This window comes from Paenibacillus montaniterrae, from assembly GCF_018403185.1.
GTDB classification, from domain to species: domain Bacteria; phylum Bacillota; class Bacilli; order Paenibacillales; family Paenibacillaceae; genus Pristimantibacillus; species Pristimantibacillus montaniterrae.
The window spans coordinates 690,325-709,489 of record NZ_BOSE01000002.1; the positions used below are offsets into that span (position 1 = coordinate 690,325).

Genomic DNA, 19,165 nt, shown 5'->3' on the forward strand with positions numbered 1-19,165 from the left:
CAAAGGGGTATTCGCAGCATCAGAAGCATGACACTGCGAATGCCCCTTCCCTCTTAGACTCAGTTTAAACTGCTTGTCTTCTACCGCTTGTTCTGACGATACAGCTCCATGCTTTTATAGCCCTCGCCTAGAACCTTGATCATTTCAACGCGGCGCTTTGCTCTTGTGCTTTCCTGCACAGCACTATAAACATAGCGGGCCCAGTCCTTTTGGTAGCCTGGTGTTAGCGTTTTGTAAAAGGCCAGCTGCTCGGGTGCAGCCTGCAAATCCTTTTCAATCTCCGGAATCATTGCTTCATAATCGTCCACTCGCTGGCTAGGCTTGGACTTGGAGGCTGTCTTGTTCGGCTTACGCGCCTCCGGCTTGAAGCCTACAACGGTAAACACATCATTCATGCCAACCATGCGCGCGAATTTCAAGCTGCTGTCTCCGATATATCCATCCTCATCAGCCCCTAGCCCGGCAAACAGACTGTCGCGGTGAATGTATGTCGGATATACCTTATTGCCTTTTTTCGGGTATGCCGCATACAAATAGCCGCTTTTGTCCAGGCAATCTTTATCTAGCACCTGCTTTACGACTGCTTGCAGCGACTCCATATCGAGCGTATAGGCAAAAATGAGATCATACTTGTCGCTTGCTAGTTCTGTATCAAACTCGACCAGTTCAGCCAAGCTGTCTTCACCCTCTGGTTTATTCAATACAGTCACTTTCTTATATTTTGGCAAATTCAATTTTTCTACGATCGTTTTGGACATATCTCGAAACCTCCAAATTCGTGTTGTGGCGTTCATCTACTGCTCATATTGTACTACATCTTAGTATGGCACGTACAAATGCTGCATAAAGGCAGGCACATCAGGGGATACCAATACATGGTTATAGCGGCTGTTAAAGGAGAGGATATCGATGTCCGTTAATCCCCCCATTCCCCATGACAAAAGCCTTGATAATCTTCCAGCGCTTGCTGAGGAAGGCTATCTTTTTATAAAAAACAGAGTCGAGCGCTACCACTCCGATCTGTTTGAAGCACGGCTGCTCGGGCAGCATGTCATTTGCATAAGTGGTGAGGAAGCCGTCAAGCTGTTTTACGATGCTGAACGGTTTCAGCGAAAAGGTGCTGCACCAAAAAGGGTACAAAAAACATTGTTTGGCGTTAACGCGATTCAAACGAAGGATGGCAAGGAGCATTTGCAGCGCAAGCAGCTTTTTCTGTCATTGTTAACCCCTTCAGCCGAAAAACAGCTGGCCAAGCTTGCACTGGAGCAATGGCAGGCGGCGGCTGTCAGATGGGAGCTTGCTGACAATATTGTGCTGTTTGATGAAGCAAAGGAAATACTGTGCCGCATTGCCTGCCATTGGGCTGGCGTACCGCTACAGGAAGCTGAAGTAAAGGTGCGAGCGGAAGAGTTTGCTGCCATGGTTGATGCGTTTGGTGCTGTTGGTCCGCGTCATTGGAAGGGAAGAAGAGCTAGAGCTCATTCCGAGCAGTGGATGGAGCAAATCATTGAAGATGTACGGGCTGGCAAGCTGAAAGCAGAGAAAGGCTCAGTCCTTCATACAATGGCATTCTTTAAGGAGCTGGATGGCAATCCGCTGGCACAAATCACGACCCGCGAATTTGGGAGCGTCCAGAAGAATTTCGACCAGAGCGCTTTAATAAGGATTGGCAGGAAAATCCGTTCATGTTTGTTCCACAAGGCGGAGGCGATCCAGCTCAAGGACATCGTTGTCCAGGCGAAGGCATAACAGTCGAACTCATGAAAGCGACCCTCGATTTCCTTGTCAATCAGATCGAGTATGAGGTGCCTGCCCAGGATTTAAACTACAAGCTGAACCGTATGCCGACTTATCCTGAAAGCGGCTTTGTTATGAGCAATGTTAAACGCATATAATTGTCGCTGCATTATGAAAAAATCCGTTACCTTGCTCTGGACGATTACTTCCTTAAGCATAGGAAACGGATTTTTTCGTTTGGACTGGATTAAGACCATGCCCTGCTGCAACTAGCTGCTTACTTTACAGAACTGCCAGTGAAGGCATTCCAATAGGCAACCTCGTCAACAGACAAGCGCTCGGTTTTACGTGGCTCTCCAGCTGCCTTGCCTACTGCAATTAGCATAACTGGATGGAAATTGGCAGGCACTTCAAAGGCTTCGATAAATTTATCAGCTTGAAAACCGCCCATTGGTACAGTATCAAGCCCTCTTGCTTTTGCGGCAAGCATTAGCTGCATCGAAATGAGTCCCGCATCAACCAGTGCGGTATCACGGTAGCGTGCAAGATCTTCGCTGTAGTAAGCCGAAATGCGTGCAACATAGCTTGTAATGATGCTTTCTGGCATATAGCCCTTCTCTACAGCACGGCTGTAAATAAGCTCAGCATTTCTGAAGCCTTCAAGATCAGCCAGCACGGCGATCACAGCTGAAGATGTTTTTACTTGCTCTTGATTGTTAGCGATTGGAAACAGCTTTTCCTTTAATGCTTGATCATGAATAACTAAAAAGCGCCAAGGCTGAAGATTGGAGGAGGATGGCGCCAAAATGGCATCTTCAAGCAAGGAACGAAGTTCTCCTTCCGTTAGCTTGAACTCCGGATCATAGGCACGAACAGAATGACGTTCACGAATAACCTCATCAAAAGTTGGTTGCTGCACTTTTACTGCTTCACTCATTATTTATTCCTTCTTTCCCAATAGTTTTTATCGGATTAAAATTGTATATCGGTAGTGTATACTTCTCCTCTTACAATGTCAACTTCATTTTTTGTATCAACTTACTTTTTTATACCATAAAAATAATATACCATTCAGTACACAATTTCAACTAAAATATACTGCCAAAAGCATCGCGTGTCAATAGCTCTTGTTGCATTTCCAATATATTTTCGGGTCCGTTTGTTTGACAGCGCTTTATTTCGATTCTATAATAATTGTATACTTTACGTTACAAAATAATGGAGGTTGCTATGGCCAGACTTCGTGAATTTGATGAAAACAAAGCACTCGATGCTGCAATACTGCTGTTCTCGGAAAAGGGATATGAAGCGACCTCGTTAAGCGACCTGACCGCTAAAATGGGCATTCAACGGCCGAGCATATATGCAGCCTTTGGAGATAAAAAGGAACTATTCGAAAGAGCACTGCGCAAATATACGCAATCCCGTACCGCGTATATCCGCACTCGACTGGCTAACCACTCATCTGTGAAGGAAGCGTTTCGCGCTTTTTTTAATAGTTTGGTTGCCTCGCAATATGGAGAGGGGCCTAATTGTGGATGTTTTTGCACCAATACGATAGTAGAGCTTGCCCCCCATGATGAGAAATTTGAAATCATTACTAGAGAGCATGAAATGTACCTCGCCGTCATCTTTCAGGAAACGATTGAACGCGGCATACAATCAGGTGAATTAAAGGAAGGTTTGAATGCAAGGGCCTTGGCACAAACATTCGTCGTCCACATGGTTGGGTTAAATGTGTTGATGAAATCGCGCCCTGAACGTGCATTTGTCGATAATTCCATCACATCCATCCTTTCGCTGCTGGATGCAAGCTAATCCAGCAGGATGGCAGCCAGTCTGCTTGAAGCAGTAACCAAGAAGCTGAAGCGAAGGAACAGATCAATTCCACAAAACGCAAATAGTCGCCTTCAAACCCTAATGTCACCTCTAACTATAAACAAGAGGAGCATTAGGGTTTAAAAGCGACTGGAGGAATGCTTTACGAAGCAGTCTGAATTAAATGCTATTGCCCAGCTGCGCCAATATTAACCAGGCTGACATCAGATAACGTAATTGTATTTTGCCCATCATGCTCACCTGAAAGATTGCCCATGTCAAATGAGATTCGCGCGTTCGGGTAGCTGTCTGCGGCAGCATCGAAGGTAAACGTGAACAGCTGCTCTTCGCTTGTTAATTCTACCTGCTGTCCAAAATAGCCATGCCACTGATAGTTATTGTCAACATCTACCCAGCCGACTCCGATTGCTAGCGCTCTATCCTTTTCAGCCTTCGCTTTAAAGCTGAGTGTATAGCGAGAGCCTTGTTGAATCGCAAAGCCTTCATGAATCACCTGGCGATCCCACGGATTGTCTCCAGCACTGCCGATTGCCGCTTGAAGCTGGCGATTAACCGCATTTATCGCAATCTGGCTTTGATCGCCTGCGGCATAAGCCTGCCAGCCTTCCGTTCCTTTGGCAAAATCTCCGTTGCTTATCAAGTTGACATTGATCGGCTGTCCCCCTTGATCCGCCTTCGGATTAACCTCGAACAGCATCACATTGCTAATCGATACTGTGTGAATGCCATCCTGTTCAGCAGCATGGCCCAAACCAAATGCCAGTACAGCTGCCGCATCCGTTTGATCTTTCATTGCCAGCTCATAGATGAAATGCTGCTTGCCTTCGGTTAGCTCAGCTTCCTTCTCCATATACTTTGCAAATTCACCACTGCTTTGCGAGAGGACAACCTGCAGCTTTTTATTGGACGAAGCAGCTGCATCAAATTCCAGCCTGTAATGCTTGCCTTGTTCAAGCACGATATTGCTTTGCTGCAGCAAGGCATCCCACCACTGCGTGCTTGTGCCTGGCAGTTCAATTGCGAGCTCGCCATCCTCTGAGCGTGATGTCTGCAGGTCATGCGGAATGAGCTCCCATTTATCTAAATCTGCGGCAAGCTTGCCGTTTTGCACTTTGTTTTGCGAAATATCAAGCCAAAGGGTGTTGTAATTAGCGCCTGCAAAATCAATATAGTAGCTGTGCCCTGCTTCCAGCTGTACCGCCGGGAAATAAACCGTTTGATAGGTTTGCCATCCGCCAGTGCTGCCCAGCTTGAGCGTGGAATGAGCAATCGTTTCACCGCGATCATTTTTCACGCTGAATTTAACGTGGGAGCCTGCATCCTCACTAGCAAGACGAGCCGATACGATATAATCGCCGGTCTGCTTCGCTTCAAGCTTATATTGCAGTAAATCTCCTTCATCCATATAAGCAACATGCTTGCCGCCCTCGCTGGAGTTTTCCAGCTGCAAGCCCTGCATCGCCCATGCTTGTGTAGCCGGCACATGTGCATAGCCGCTCACTGATACTGGAGCGCCGCGCTTCACCAGACGTACATTGTCAACATAAGCAGTGCCTTCTGCTCCGCCAAACAGCAATTGAAGCTCATATGCGGAAATTGCTTCTCCTTCACCTATAACAATTTCTGCCGTATAGCTTTGCAGCTCCGTATCAAGCTGAACCGTTTTCCCTTGGAGAATTTGAATCGAATTGCTGCTTTCACCGACGAGATCAATATCCAATGATCTTGGCGCATCAGCCTTCGCTTCAAAGGAAAGCCCATAGGTCGTGTTCGCTTCAAGCTGCAAATTCGACTGTCCTACAATAACATCTTTAGGGTCGCCATTGCTGGCAGTTACATCGACCACTAGCTGACGTTCCATAATTGGGAACTTCAAAAAGTTATTGACACTAACTTCAGCTTGAGCGCCAGCATCTGCAGCGATGCGGCTGGTCCAGAACGCAAGACGAGCTTTACCCTGATCAAATGTACCATTGTAAATCAAATTGCCATCAAGCAGCGGTACTCGTTCGCTTGGCTGCTCTGGCAGCGGACCAGCATCGCCCAGCTCAACAAGTTTAACGTTAGCCAGCGAGACCGTTGCATCATGCAGGCCCATATTAAATTCAAATCTGGCATTGTTGTCTGAGCTTGCTCTCATATCAAATTCATATTCATAAGTCTTCCAGTCCGTTGTGAGCTCAAACACCTTCTCGCCCGAGTAATTGGTCCAGTTTTTCTGGAACTGTGTCACCTTGGACATCATCGTGCGTGCAGCAGCAGCTTTGGCATCAAAGGTCACTTTATATTTTTTGTTCTTCTCTACAAAAATCGGCATTTGCGTTAACTGGATGGAGTAGCTTTCCGTACCAGCATGTTCAATGCTTATTTGCGCTGCCTTGCCCTTCTGCTCATCATCGACCACTTCTACTGTGCCGGCGCCGCCAGCATTTTCAATAAACTCCCAGCTGCTTGGCACTCCGTCTGCTGCGGTTGCTTCGGCAAACTTGTCGTTATAAAGCTGATTGCCGTCCGCTTGCGGCTCGCGCTTTTTCGCTGGTATTGGCGGATTGCCTGTTACATCCGGCCATTGCTCCAAATCCTTGTAGGAATAAACGCGCACGAAATCAACCTTCATCGTTTCAGACTCGAAATCGCTGTTCGGCGATCCCGGCCAGTCTCCGCCAACCGCCAAATTTAATATTAAATAAAACGGACGATCAAATGGTGCCGGGTACGTATAATATTCCGGCTGGCCTGCCGCCTTGGTCTGCCAGTCACTCACCTCATGATGCAGCTTGCCATCCATATAGAAACGAATTACGCCTGGCAGCCATTCCACTTGGAAATCATGATAATCATCAGCAAAGGTTTGTCCTTCAGGAAGAACGGTGCTGCCTTGATCATGCCCATGCACGCCGTCAGCATCCTTGCTGTCAAAATGCAAGGTGCTGTAGACGCGGCTTTGGTTCTGATTCTGCTCGCCTCCAATTAGCTCCATAATGTCAATCTCACCCGAAGCAGGCCAGCCGCCGTAGTGCGCTTCGTCTGTCGGCATCATCCAAATCGCCGGCCACATCCCTTGCTGAATAGGCAGCTTGGCGCGCACAACTATTTTGCCGTAAGTCCAATCGCCTTTGCCCATTGTGATCAGCTTGCCTGAGCTGTATGCTTTTCCTTCATACCCGCCCTTTTTTGCCTCGATTTGCAGGACACTGCGATCATTATCTTTGACGATGCTTACATTGTTCGGACTATAGTATTGCAGCTCATTGTTGTAGACGAGACCAGTATCCATGACGGTCCATTTGGCGCTGTCAACAGTCGAGCCATTAAATTCGTCCTGCCAAACCAGCTCCCATTGATGATCCGGTATAGTTGTTGATGCTACCGGTTTTTCGCCAATTGGATTAGTAGGATTGGTTGGATTCGTTGGGTTAGTGGGGTTGGCTGGATTTGTCGGCTGCTGCGGCGTTCCTGTCCCGGCATCAGAATCAGCTGGCTTAGGCTGCATGGAAATTCGGTCGCCCGCTGCCAGCTTCTTACCATTGACTATGACATCATTCGCATCAACGCTCATTTCGTTAATCGCTCCCTCACTATTTACGACAGTTTGATGAGCCTGCTTATTGATTGTCAGTGAGCCAAGCGAGCTATTGCGCGAAATATCAATCTGTGCCTGCTGCTGCACACTTACGCTTGTCGCTTCGCTTGAATCAGTAAATCTCACGTGCAGCGGATTGCCAGCTTTGTCGATTATCATTCTATGAAGCTCGGAATTTTTAATCTTGATCGAGCTGCCGCCTTTAATAATAACGCTGCCTGTTACCGTGACGCCCTCAAGCGTCACCTCTCCGTCTCCGATCCCTTCAGCAAGCAATAAATTCCCTCGTATATTAACGTTTTGCAGCGAAGCATCCGCCGAGCGCACAATTAAATTGCCTGTTATGCTTTGGTCAGCATACGTGCTGGATGAGCCAACAATATGTGCAACCATCGATGAAAGCAGCTTCGCGGTTTCTGCTCGTGTAATCGGTGCTTTAGGCTGCAGCTTGCCGTTATAGCCATTCATTATTTTTTCATTGATAAAATAAGTAAACGCTTTCCTGGAATAGCTGGACAAGTCATCATAATCCGAAAATTGATGCAGCTGTTCCGCAGCTTCAGTATCAGCAGATAGCTGAAAAGCGCGGTCAAGCATTACTACAGCGTCCTCTCTCGTAAGTGAAGCAGCTGGCGCCAAATGTGTGCTGTCTACACCTTGAATAATGCCTGAGCCGTTCGCTCGCAGCATCGCCTCATAGTACCAATCAGCAGCTGCAAGATCGACAAATTGGTCGGAGCCTTGACCGGTAAAGCCAAACATACGATCAAGCACTGCAACAAATTCTGCCCTGCTAATGCTGCGCTCTGGTCTAAAGCTGCCATCTTGATAGCCATTCAACAGCTCTAATGCAGTCATATGCTGCACTGCTGACTGTGCCCAATGCCCCGACATATCGTTAAACCTTGCAGCCTGCTCATGTTGCGCTTGCTGGGCGCTTTGCTCAGCAAGCTGCTGGGTACTTTGCTCAGCATGCTGCTGGGCACTTTGCCCAGCATGCTGCTGCATGTCTTCCTCCTGCCCGCTTTGTGCTGCATAGGTTGTTGGGCTAATAAGCGTTAGCGTCAAGCAACCTGTCAAAAGCAATGCCGTCCATCTCCTCATCGTTTATCCCCCTTAATTTGAGTTCACCTTATTCCTTGACTGCACCTATTACTAAGCCCTTCACGAAAAAGCGCTGCAAAAATGGATACACAAGCAAAATCGGAAGCGCTCCGATAAAGATTTGCGCTGCGCGTACCGTACGCTGTGAAACGTTCTCCAGCATTGATGCGTCGACATTGATCTTGCTAAAGTCCTGCTGCACAATAATCGTTTGCAGCAATGAGGCCAGCGGATAATTTTTTATGTCTGACATATAAATCATTCCGTCAAACCAGGCGTTCCAATGAAAAACCATCGTAAACAGCGACAAGGTTGCAATCGCTGGCAACGATAGCGGAATATAGACCAGCATCAACGTTTTGAACTGCCCGGCCCCATCCAAGTAAGCAGCTTCCTCCAGCTCCTTCGGCAGCCCTCTGTAGAAGTTCATCATCAAAACGACGTTCCATACAGACAATGCGCCCGGCAAAATTAGCGCCCATATTGAATCCATCAGCCCAAGCTTTTGCACCAAAATATAGCTTGGGATCAAGCCGCCGCTAAATAAAATCGTAAACACAAAAAACCAGGTGTACATCGATCGGCCCTTAAAATTCGCATCTTCCTTCGACAACGGAAATGCGGTAATTAGCACGATCACCATGCCAATTACAGTAGCGATCACCGTTCGCTCTGCCGAAACGACAAGCGAGTTCAAAAAGTTTGAGTTGCCAAATGTTTTCTCGTACGCATCGGTCGTAAAGCCAATCGGCCAGAAGCCAACCAGATTGGCAGAAGCCGGAGCCATGCTGCTGAACGACACCGCCAAAATATGAATGATCGGCAGGATGCAAAGCAGTGATAGAATCGCAATAAAGATGTAGTTCACTATGCTGAACAATTTGTAGCCTTTCGTTTTGTAATACAAGCAAGTTCCTCCTTCTTCTAAAACACGCGATAATTAGCAAGCTTATACGCCAGCCTGTATGAAACAATGATTAGAATGGTGCCGACGACTGATTTAAATAGGCCAACCGTTGTCGCAAAGCTCATTTTCCCGTTAAGAATGCCCAGACGATAAACAAATGTATCGATAATATCTCCTTTATCGTAAACTAGCGGGTTATACAGGTTGAACACTTGATCGAAGCCGGCATTCAAAATATTGCCGAGCGAAAGCGTCATAAGCACGATCGTAATTGGCATTAGCGCTGGCAGCGTAATGTGCAGCGTCTGCTTAAAGCGGTTCGCTCCATCGACTTCCGCCGCCTCATACAAGGCAGGATTGATGCCGGCAAGAGAAGCAAGAAATACAATTGTGCCGAAGCCAAATTCCTTCCACACATCACTTACAATGAGCGTGAAGCGGAACCAGTTGCCGTCTCCGAGGAAAAAGATCGGCTCTCCGCCGAGCGCTACGATAAGCTTGTTCACCATTCCCCCTTGAGGAGAAAGTATATCGAGCAAAATTCCGCCAAGAATAACCCAGGATAAAAAATGCGGTAAATACACTAGCGTTTGGCTAACTCGTTTGAACGCCATCCAGCGAATTTCATTGAGCAATATCGCAAAGCTTAAAGGAGCAACAAGCCCCGCAACGATTTTGAAAACCGCTATAATAAGCGTGTTCCATATTACCTTGTCTACATCAGGATATAGAAACAAGTAGCGAAAATTTTCCAGACCAACCCATTTCGAGCCAGTAAAGCCGAGCCATGGCTTAAAATCCTGAAATGCAATAATGATGCCGCCCATCGGCACGTACTGGAATACGATTGCGAGCAGCACCGCGGGTACAAGCATCATATGCAGTGGCCAATTGCGTTTCATGTTCCAGCGCTGCCTTGTCTTAAGCGGCTGTGCAAGCTTGTTTTCTGTTTTTAAGGTAAGATCCTTCACCCCTACACCCTCCATGTTTTTGAAATTTTGTCTTTTCTAGGTCGTCCAGACCTTGTATAGTACGATTATAGCAACGTCGAATTGCGATCTATATCCTAATATTGCAACAACGATATTGATATTTTAACTAGATTAAGGAGGGGTCACTCTGTTTGCCCGCTTAAATGTTTTTACGAAAATTACGCTGCTCATATTGCTGCTGCTCTTGCTCGTACTGTCCATCTACACCTATTCCAACCGGGAAAGCGTGCGTGTTATTGAGCAAGAAATCCAGAACAATACGACGAACCGCTTATCTACTTTTGCCGATTCGGTAGAATCCAATATCTATCAATTGTCGCTTTATGGAATGTCGATCGGGCAGGACTCCAGCATTCAAGAGTATCAGCGTCCTGATTACAAGGATGTGCCGTATGAGCTTGTCCGGCTTAACGGAGCTATTTTGGAAAAAATCAATTTATACAATGCAGCAAGCAAATGGCATTCTACCATTACGTTATATTTTCCTCGTATGAAGCAGGTCATATCGACCGATTATTATGCGTCAATTCCGTACAGGGAAGATGAATTTACAGAGCCGTTTGCACAATCATGGACCTATGCCGATGATCAGTTTGTGTGGCATACAACCGATCCGACTACCGCAATGTCTGATCCAAGCAAGGCGAGACTAATTACGAAAATCAGCTTTCCAACCAATCATCTTGCTGTTCTGCTTAATCAAAACAAACTGAACAATAACGGAGATCCTTTTCTATTTCATCCTGAATTGGGTTTAATAAGCAACAGCACGGCAAATGATGCGCTAATGACGATATTGGCGGAGCAATTGCGCACGTCGCAGCTGCTTGATAGCGGAGGCTTTCGCACGAAGCTTGACAATACGGAATATTACGTCTCGTATATAAAGTCCAAAAGCCTGGACTGGTATTACGTGGACTATGTGCCGATGCAGCAAATATTGCGCCCAATAACAAGCAGTAGAAATTTGTTTTACGTGTCTGTCGCGGTTCTCGTCGTCATGAGCACTATCGTGCTCTTTGCCTTGTACCGCAGCGTCCAAATGCCGCTTCTGCAGCTGGTAAGAGGAACCAATCGCTTGTCTGGCGGCGACTTTTCAGTGCGTCTCGATTACTCGGCACGCAATGAATTCAGCCTGTTATTCGCCCGCTTCAACATTATGGCCCAGCGTATTCAGGAGCTGATCGAGAATGTGTACGAGGAGAAGCTGCGTCGCCGCGAAGCGACTTTAAAGCAGCTGCAATCGCAGATCAATCCTCATTTTCTGTATAATTGTCTGTTCTACATCAAAAATATGGCACGCATGAAAAACGAGCAGGCTGTCGTGGCAATGGCATTGAATTTGGGGGAGTATTATCGCTATATTACGCGGACAGAAAATGATATGGCGACCATCGGTGAGGAGCTGAAAATGGTAACAAACTACTTGGAAATCCAATCTCTCAGACTGGAGCGGATGCAATTTACAATCGATGTGCCTCATGCTATATTAAACAAAACTGTGCCGCGGCTAACCTTGCAGCCGATAGTTGAAAACGCTATACTTCATGGGCTGGAGCCCAAGGCGGAAAATGGTGAAATAAAAATTTACGGCGATTGCCAAGGCGATCGCTATACGATTACGGTTGAAGATAGCGGACTCGGCATGACTGATGAGCAGCTGGAGCTCATGCGTCGCAATCTGCTCAAGCCGCTAGATGAAAACATCGGCTGCGGAACCTGGAATGTTCATCAGCGCATAACCTATTTGTTTGGTGAACCAGCCGGGCTAACCTACAGCCACTCCTCGCTGGGCGGTGTTAGAGTCGATATTACGTGGCAAGACAAAGCAAACGAATAGAGAAGGTGTTCATAAATGCTGCAGCTTTTACTAGTTGATGATGAGCGCTCCGTTGTGGAAACGCTGGCTGAAACGATTCCTTGGGAGGAATGTGGAATCGGTACAGTTCATGAGGCGCTATCTGGAGCAACGGCGCTGGAAATGATGGAGAATCATGCGATCGACATCGTCATTACAGACATCCGCATGCCGGGCATGTCCGGCATCGAGCTCATTACGGCGATTCATGACAGATGGCCTCATGTTCATTCGATTCTATTATCGGGCTATGCCGAATTTGAATATGCCAAGCAAGCGATCGTAAATCAAAGCTTCGATTACTTGCTGAAGCCTGTTAGCGATGAGGATCTGATTGATTCGGTCAAGCGACTCGTTCAGCGCATTCAGGAAAAATGGGAGGAAGCAGCGTCCTATCAAAAAGCGCTGTACACCTTTCAAGAGAATCTCCCGTTGCTGCGCTCCACGCTGCTGAATGAGCTGCTTACGGGCAAAAGCTTTACAGCAGTAGCACTTGCGGACAAGCTAAAGCTGCTGGAGCTGCCCTATACAGAGGGCGAGCAGCTTGGCATGCTCGTTATTCGAATGGAAGAGCATTTGTCCGATATGGCAGGGCAGGATCTTGCCTTGATCGAGTATGCGATCTGCAATATTGTAAGCGAAGTAATGCAAACTGACTTTCATATTTGGCATACGCGCGATGCCCATGATTACATCGTGATTCTCGCTAGTGTGCGCCAGGACAGCAAGCTGTTCCCGGGCAAGCTCGACCATGCCAAGGCGTTGCTGGAGCAGTATGCGGCACAAATTCAAACCAATGTGCAGCTTTATTTGAAGGGTGCAATTTCGGTTTTAGTCGGCAGCTGGGGGCAGTTCCCGCATCAGATTCGAGCAAGCTATGAGCATGCGGTGATGTCGATGCGCAAGCGAATGGGCCAAGGAAAGGGCTTGTTTGTTACTGCTTCGGATGAGCCCGCCTGCGAGCCTGTACATAGCATTCGCTCGTTGTATGAACCGCCGACGCTCATTAGTTTGCTGGAGGCCGGACGCTTTGACGATGTGGAGAAAAAGCTTGCTCACATATTCGAGGAGCTGCTGCGCTCGAGTGAAAACTATGATATAGCCGAGCATATGATTGAGGTTTATCATGTTCTTGCCGGAGCCTTTTCGTATATTATTCATAAAAACGGCAAGCAGCTCTCATCGATACTGCCGAGCGAATCCTATCGCTATTTTCAGGCTCCCAGCTATACGACGGCACAGCAACTGCTGGACTGGTCGATTCGCACGCTGCAATATATTCGGGAGGATTCAGAGCAGGAGCTTAAGGACAATCACAGCACGATTGTGCGCAGCGTCAAAAGCTTTGTTGATCGCCATCTGGCAGAGGACGTATCGCTGCCCGCGATTGCCGAGCATGTGCATTTGCACCCTGTATATTTGTCCAAGGTGTACAAGGCTGAAACAGGAGAAGCGCTCACAGCGTATGTGTATCGGCTAAGAATGGAAAAAGCAGCGTTCTATTTGCGGACGACGACAGCAAAGGTATTTGAAGTGGCGGAGCTTGTCGGCTACAACAATACGGCCTACTTTATTCGGGTGTTCAAGAAGTTTTATGATGTGACTCCCCAGGAATATAGAGATAGCTTGCCTTCCTGAGAGTTAGTTCAAAACGCCGAACTTTAATTACGCTGTTACGCGCTCGCTGGCAATGCCAAATAAGCATCCTGCGCACTTGATTTTGGGGCTGAGCCCTTGACCAAGTGTGGCAGGATGCTTTGTTGTTGTGCTATCGCGAAATATTAGCGAATTAGCAAATTAGCGATGACTTGCATGATGTTTATTGCCCACCGCTAACCGATTGGTACCATTCGTTTACTTCCTTCGTAATCTGATCGCCGCCTGACGATTTCCATTTTTCCACGAATGTGTCAAAGGAATCAAGCGGTGCTTTGCCGTAAATAATTTGTGAGAACGTATCCTTCTCCATTTTGCCTAAAATGTCATTGTTCATCTGCATCGTTGCTGTTGGCGCGCCTGTGAACATTTGCTGGTATACGCTGTCCTTTTGTGCCATAACGATTTCTGCTGCTTCAAGCATCGATTGCGGCACGCTCGACTTCAGCTTCTTCTCAAATGGCGTTGTTGCTTCTTCGCCGCTAGCAAGCTTAGCCAATGTAGACATATTCAAGCTCGGAATACGTGCGCCGTCAAATGTAATTGTATATTTCTCTGGTGCAAAGCCGCCAGTATGGGCCGCATCAGTAGTCGGCTGACCGTCAACCATTACCCAGTCATAGCCTTCTGCCAAGCCAAATTCGAACTCGCTTCCCGCTTCCGGATTGGCAAAATGGTCAAACAGGTAGTTTTGGTATTTGAAAAATGCTTCCGGGTTCTTCATATCCTTGTTAATCAAAACAACTCCGTTGGAATTCGCTGTCCCATGTCTGCCTACTTTGCCGTCAGGGCCAGCAGGAATTGGATAAGCTTTATACTGCGCATCAGCATTGTTCTTTTTCACATCCTCCAGCGGCCATGATGGCATCCAGTGCGGGCCAACTACGATCCCTGCCTTGCCTGCCGTAAATTCTTCTGCTGCCTTAGTCTCGTCGTACAAGCCAGCTTCTTCGGAGAGATAGCCTTTGCTCATCCAGCTTTGCAGCTTTGCAAGAGCCTGCTTGGAGCCTTCTGATACTGAACCGTATTCAAGCGTGCCGTCCTCCGTCAAATTCCATTGGTTCGGCATCGTGCCGAAAGCGCCGAATACCCAGCCTGCATCGGACATCCAGGTGTTGATCCAGTTTTTAAAGCCAATTGACAGGCCGTACGTATCCTTCTTGCCATTACCGTCCGGATCCTGATTCGTGAACGCTTCCATAATTTCCTCAAGCTCATCCAACGTTTCTGGCGCATCGAAGCCAAACTTCTGCATCCAATCCTCGCGAATCCACATGACAGGATCACCATTGTATGCATAATCAAGAATCGGAATGCCAATTCGTTTGCCGTCCTCCATATATGGATACCAAACAGATGGGTCCTCATTCATCGCTGCTTTCCAAACATCGCTCGCATATTTATCGAACAACTCGCCAGCGTCAAGAAATTTCCCTGATTCAATCAATTCGCGCACAATATTAAAATCGCCGCGGTATGAAATAATGTCAGGCATTTCAGAGTTTGAAGCCAATGACAAGCGCAGCTTGGTTTCAAACGCATTGTTGGTGGAAGGCGACACCCACTGGTTTTTCAGCTCAATGCCCAGCTTTTCCTTGGCCCAAGCTGCATGAACGTTATTGTCCTGATCCTCGCCCGACTTGAACTTAACATCCGGTCCCCACGGGCGCAAATAAGTAATTGTAACTGGAGGATCATATTTCCCATCCTGCAATACTGCTTCCGCACCATTATTCGCCGCATTGCTTGCATTTTCGGTATTGCTTGAGTTGCTTGGCTTGTTGCCATTATTGCTGGAATTGTTGCCGCCACATCCACTTAAAATTGTAGACAATGTTAGTACCCCTGCCAGCAAAAGACTGCTCATTATTCTTTTCTTGCTTCTGTTCAACTTCATTTCCCCCTGTCCATATAATGTGGTTTACAGAAACAATAATAATGATGATTACTATTGCTGCCCATACTAACATTGCAACATTTATTGCACTAATTTAGGATGTTAAAAATTGAATATAATTGTTGAAATATTACTGCTTTCGATTAATTGCTCGTATATTTCACCCAATCATATTCAGCATACAAAGGATTAGCTCCATTATACGAGCCTAGCCAGCTGTCAACGCCAGTACCATTCCAAATATTCATCATAATTTTTCCTGGCGTACTTGGAATATTGGTCGTTGCGGTATGCTTCAGCACTCCGTCAACATACCACTTAATATAGCCTGGCTGCCAATCAAACGCATAGGTATGGAAGCCAGCCGATGCATCAAAGCCAAGGTCGACGACCTTCTCATGACCGCCGACTCCATTGGTGAAGTAATTGAACTGCACCTTGGTCGTGTCCTTGCCTAGAAATTCAATGTCGATTTCATCCCACTGCGTGCCATATGCAGGACCGGTATACGTAAAGAAGGATGATACAATTCCTACGTTTTTGGCAGGCTTCATGCTAACCTCATACAAGCCGTAGCCGTAGGTGTACTTGGATTGATATTCCCCGCAATCAAAAACATTGTAGGCCGAGCTTGTCAGTCCAAGCCTAAGCTTGCCGTCATTAGTAAAGCTGACATTGTTGCTGCGCCAGGTGCAATTAAACATCCCGCCATTGGAATAGCCGTTCGATTTGTTCCATGTCTCAGGATTGAAATAGGTTAGTGGCTCCCAGAAAACAAAACTAGCAAATACAGATCCAGCCAAAACCATAGAAATGAGACCTGTTGCAACTAATGAAATCCAAGACTTCTTCTTCATTCCGACACCTCCTAAATAATTGACCAGCACGAAAGACGTATACAATAGCGTAGATGTCTGCATCATTTGTAAAGCGCTTTCATAATTGGCGTCTTTATTGTATATCGTAGCCATGCCGCTACTCTATAACAACATCTTAAGTTTGGTGTTAAATTTCCAACTTTAAAGCTGAAGACATGCTGCTGAAAATGGTTCGTGCTGTTCCGAGAATGTACTAACGTCCAGCAAGCTCCAAGTATACAGAATACTGTTCCTGCTCGATTCGAAAAAGCGGTTTAAATGCCGCTTTATGTCCAAGGTCGTCTGTTAATACAAATTCCAGCTGATTCTTTTCACATTTTACGAATCTACTCAACAAATTTTCTTTTGATATGCCGACAAATTTTTGTTCATTTCCTAATTGGGCAAGTAATACGTTTCCGTACATTACCGCAACCAAATGCTCATTGCCTTGTAATGGAACGAAACGTAATGGTGCTGCAATTTCGATTTGAATGATGTCTTGATCATCGAATACTCGCTCAATGAGAATAAATCCTCCTTCTCTCTTGTATTCGATGCTTGATGAATTTATTTTTACGTCAGCAATAGTGCCTTCCTTTAGCTTCAAGGTGAACGCTGCAGCATGTTTTGTGCTAATGACAAGCGTTGATGTAAGACTGTCTGGGAAAGCAGTTTGCTGTGAAATCACTACTTCTTTTTCCTTCCAATATAAAGTAGATGAGATAAAGCAATTCAGTAATAACGTGTCTGTTCCTTTAAACCAGATGTTCTTTTGCAATTCACTCATTGCCTCGATTCCGGATGCTGTGCAGCACCAGAAGGTATCGTAAGGTTCACTGAATGTTTTGCAAGCTCCGCTGCCCATAGGCTGATGATATTGAGAAAGACCTGTTTCACTGCTTGTGCTGTTAAGGATGGCGTTGTATTTCAGCGATTCAATATGATCCAAGTAGTTCACCTCCTGAGTCCAGTAAAACAATCGCTCAACGATTCTCTCCGTGTTATGCGCACAGCAGCTCTCACTTTCACCACCAGTCAAGCTATTGTCCAATCTGCCATAAGCTCCCCAGTGCTCTGATTTCTCGGATACTGTCCCTTGTATAGCATGTGTTGCCCTGGAGCTGCTGTTGCCATTGGCAAATGTTCTTCCAAGCAAGAAATGATAAAAGTTCATCGCTGCAAGCTTATACTTCTCCTCACCTGTAATCTCGTATCGGTGCATTGCACTTATAATCATCGGTAGATGGGTATTCGCATGCAGGTTATTAAGAACGTCTTCACCTGACGCAAGTGGAGACATGAAATAATCTCTATCGAACTGATGTGCAAGACGAAGCAGATTCGCGTCACCAGTTAGGTCATATAAGGTATAGAAGGAATCTCCTATTCCGCCAAATTCATTTGCCGGATTAAGCTTGGTGCATCTGAGTATACCGTCAACTTGCCAATAGGATAGCTTCTCAAACCTTCGATTAATGTAATGAGCCAAATTAAGTGCCAAGGTCAACGCTTTTGCATTGCCCAAGTAGTGATAACAATCAATTAATCCTTGAACAATTTTGTGCAGTGTATAGTATGGCGCCCATACATTGCGGTTTTCCTCCTGCTCCAAAACATCCAAAACGCCTTCTTCAAAGGCGCTAAGATATCCGTTGGGCTGAGCACAGACATCCAACACATCGACAATTGTATTCGCTTTCAGCTTTAAGTGTGGATCGCCATCAGCGTAAGCAAGCTTCGCGCAAGCAGAAAGAAAATGCCCGACAAAGTGACCTCTTAAGCCGCAATTTTCCGCCTCCCACCCTCCTAATGGTTTAGCCTGAGAAGGTAAGCCTGCATTTAGCTTAAATGTATGCAGCAGCCTATCCAGCTCGAAATTGGCTATATACTGTTTTACGAGTTGACGGCGAACAGCTGCATCGTTATCCATTAAAGTAACCTCATCCAAAAGACATGAACGAATCATTTCCCATTCCTCCCTTATTGATTGCACATACCGCTTGTTTCAGCAGTCTGCTTCGCCACTTGCGCTTTTGCGATATTCACCTGGAGTCGTGCCCGTATATCGCTTGAACACCTTCGCAAAATAATGCTTGTTGTCATAACCAACCATTTCTCCAATTGAGCTGACTGAGAGATCGCGCTCAGAGACAAGTAATTTTTTGGCTTCATCAATTCGAATTCCATTCAAATAGTTTACAAAGGTCTGGCCTGTTTCTTTCTTAAACAAGCTGGAAATGTAATTAGGATGTAGATTCATGATCTGGGAGATATGATCAAGTGAAAGATCTTTCCGAAAATGAACCTGCATATAGGCCAATATTCTGCTGGCATGACGAGTGTAGTCTGTATCACTTGCAGGGGGGAGTTCTTTGTTAATACGTTCAAGTAATATTGCAATTTCCTCTTGATCGATTGGCTTCAGAATATAGTCGATGACACCAACGCGCAATGCTGTTCGAACGTACTCAAATTCATCATAACCAGTCAATATGATAAAACGACTGCACAGCTCTTGTTCTCTCGCTTCTTCAATCATCTCAAAACCATTTTTCTCAGGCATATTTACGTCAGTTATCGTAATATCAGGCATATAATTTTTCATAACCTCAAGTCCCTCTAATGCATTGAGCGCTTCCCGAATCTCAGTTCCTCCAGGAGCAACTTTTCTGATGACTTTGATCAAACCTTGCAATATCAATGGTTCATCGTCTACAATTAGCAATCTCATT

12 protein-coding genes and 1 pseudogene are annotated in these 19,165 nt (G+C 46.2%); 4 read left to right on the plus strand and 9 right to left on the minus strand.

Annotated elements, in window-relative coordinates; genetic code table 11:
* Positions 1–80: 80 nt before the first annotated feature.
* Positions 81–758, minus strand: coding sequence for a YdeI/OmpD-associated family protein (locus KJS52_RS08735; RefSeq protein WP_213514345.1), 678 nt, complete (start codon positions 756–758; stop codon positions 81–83).
* A 151-nt stretch (positions 759–909) separates the two neighbouring features.
* Here KJS52_RS08735 and KJS52_RS08740 point away from each other — a divergent pair.
* Positions 910–1,895: pseudogene (locus KJS52_RS08740) on the plus strand (cytochrome P450).
* A gap of 119 nt (positions 1,896–2,014) precedes the next feature.
* Here KJS52_RS08740 and KJS52_RS08745 read toward each other — a convergent pair.
* Positions 2,015–2,674, minus strand: coding sequence for a nitroreductase family protein (locus KJS52_RS08745; protein ID WP_213514346.1), 660 nt, complete (start codon positions 2,672–2,674; stop codon positions 2,015–2,017).
* A 293-nt stretch (positions 2,675–2,967) separates the two neighbouring features.
* Between KJS52_RS08745 and KJS52_RS08750 the strand changes: the two genes are divergently transcribed.
* Positions 2,968–3,555 (plus strand): TetR/AcrR family transcriptional regulator, encoded by a 588-nt coding sequence (locus tag KJS52_RS08750; protein ID WP_213514347.1) that lies wholly within the window; start codon positions 2,968–2,970, stop codon positions 3,553–3,555.
* A 187-nt stretch (positions 3,556–3,742) separates the two neighbouring features.
* On the opposite strand, the gene KJS52_RS08755 is transcribed toward KJS52_RS08750, so the two are convergent.
* From KJS52_RS08755 to KJS52_RS08765, 3 genes are read right to left on the minus strand one after another with little or no spacing between them, the layout of a single operon-like run.
* Entirely contained in the window at positions 3,743–8,263 is a 4,521-nt protein-coding gene (locus KJS52_RS08755) for a carbohydrate binding domain-containing protein (protein WP_246563322.1), read from the minus strand.
* Positions 8,264–8,291: 28 nt separating this feature from the next.
* Positions 8,292–9,170: a carbohydrate ABC transporter permease gene (locus KJS52_RS08760; RefSeq protein WP_213514348.1), complete on the minus strand. Its 879-nt coding sequence runs from the start codon at positions 9,168–9,170 to the stop codon at positions 8,292–8,294.
* A gap of 17 nt (positions 9,171–9,187) precedes the next feature.
* Positions 9,188–10,072: an ABC transporter permease gene (locus KJS52_RS08765; protein ID WP_246563355.1), complete on the minus strand. Its 885-nt coding sequence runs from the start codon at positions 10,070–10,072 to the stop codon at positions 9,188–9,190.
* Between the two features lie 262 nt (positions 10,073–10,334).
* On the opposite strand from KJS52_RS08765, the gene KJS52_RS08770 reads away from it, so the two are divergent.
* Both KJS52_RS08770 and KJS52_RS08775 read left to right on the plus strand, forming a co-directional pair.
* On the plus strand, positions 10,335–12,002 hold the full coding sequence (locus tag KJS52_RS08770) for a sensor histidine kinase (RefSeq protein ID WP_246563324.1): 1,668 nt from the start codon (positions 10,335–10,337) through the stop codon (positions 12,000–12,002).
* 15 nt (positions 12,003–12,017) lie between these two features.
* Complete coding sequence (locus KJS52_RS08775; protein WP_213514350.1) at positions 12,018–13,658, plus strand: response regulator; 1,641 nt, start codon at positions 12,018–12,020, stop codon at positions 13,656–13,658.
* A 181-nt stretch (positions 13,659–13,839) separates the two neighbouring features.
* Here KJS52_RS08775 and KJS52_RS08780 read toward each other — a convergent pair whose 3' ends face one another.
* The 4 genes from KJS52_RS08780 to KJS52_RS08795 form a co-directional block, all read right to left on the minus strand.
* Positions 13,840–15,543 carry an extracellular solute-binding protein gene (locus KJS52_RS08780; protein ID WP_246563326.1) on the minus strand — a complete coding sequence of 568 codons (1,704 nt, stop codon included), beginning with the start codon at positions 15,541–15,543 and terminating at the stop codon, positions 13,840–13,842.
* Positions 15,544–15,716: 173 nt separating this feature from the next.
* The gene (bglS, locus tag KJS52_RS08785) at positions 15,717–16,430 is read right to left on the minus strand and encodes a beta-glucanase (protein WP_213514352.1); all 714 of its coding nucleotides are present in this window, start codon (positions 16,428–16,430) and stop codon (positions 15,717–15,719) included.
* 214 nt (positions 16,431–16,644) lie between these two features.
* Complete coding sequence (locus KJS52_RS08790) at positions 16,645–18,399, minus strand: beta-L-arabinofuranosidase domain-containing protein (protein ID WP_213514353.1); 1,755 nt, start codon at positions 18,397–18,399, stop codon at positions 16,645–16,647.
* Between the two features lie 39 nt (positions 18,400–18,438).
* Positions 18,439–19,164 carry a response regulator transcription factor gene (locus KJS52_RS08795; RefSeq protein WP_213514354.1) on the minus strand — a complete coding sequence of 242 codons (726 nt, stop codon included), beginning with the start codon at positions 19,162–19,164 and terminating at the stop codon, positions 18,439–18,441.
* Position 19,165 lies beyond the last annotated feature (1 nt).

Excerpts from the sequence above, each read along its gene's own strand:
- KJS52_RS08735 (WP_213514345.1), bottom strand. The coding sequence starts at position 758 with ATGTCCAAAACGATCGTAGAAAAATTGAATTTGCCAAAATATAAGAAA.
- KJS52_RS08745 (WP_213514346.1), bottom strand. The coding sequence starts at position 2,674 with ATGAGTGAAGCAGTAAAAGTGCAGCAACCAACTTTTGATGAGGTTATT.
- KJS52_RS08750 (WP_213514347.1), top strand. The coding sequence starts at position 2,968 with ATGGCCAGACTTCGTGAATTTGATGAAAACAAAGCACTCGATGCTGCA.
- KJS52_RS08755 (WP_246563322.1), bottom strand. The coding sequence starts at position 8,263 with ATGAGGAGATGGACGGCATTGCTTTTGACAGGTTGCTTGACGCTAACG.
- KJS52_RS08765 (WP_246563355.1), bottom strand. The coding sequence starts at position 10,072 with ATGAAACGCAATTGGCCACTGCATATGATGCTTGTACCCGCGGTGCTG.
- KJS52_RS08775 (WP_213514350.1), top strand. The coding sequence starts at position 12,018 with ATGCTGCAGCTTTTACTAGTTGATGATGAGCGCTCCGTTGTGGAAACG.
- KJS52_RS08780 (WP_246563326.1), bottom strand. The coding sequence starts at position 15,543 with ATGAGCAGTCTTTTGCTGGCAGGGGTACTAACATTGTCTACAATTTTA.
- bglS (WP_213514352.1), bottom strand. The coding sequence starts at position 16,430 with ATGAAGAAGAAGTCTTGGATTTCATTAGTTGCAACAGGTCTCATTTCT.
- KJS52_RS08790 (WP_213514353.1), bottom strand. The coding sequence starts at position 18,399 with ATGATTCGTTCATGTCTTTTGGATGAGGTTACTTTAATGGATAACGAT.
- KJS52_RS08795 (WP_213514354.1), bottom strand. The coding sequence starts at position 19,164 with ATGAGATTGCTAATTGTAGACGATGAACCATTGATATTGCAAGGTTTG.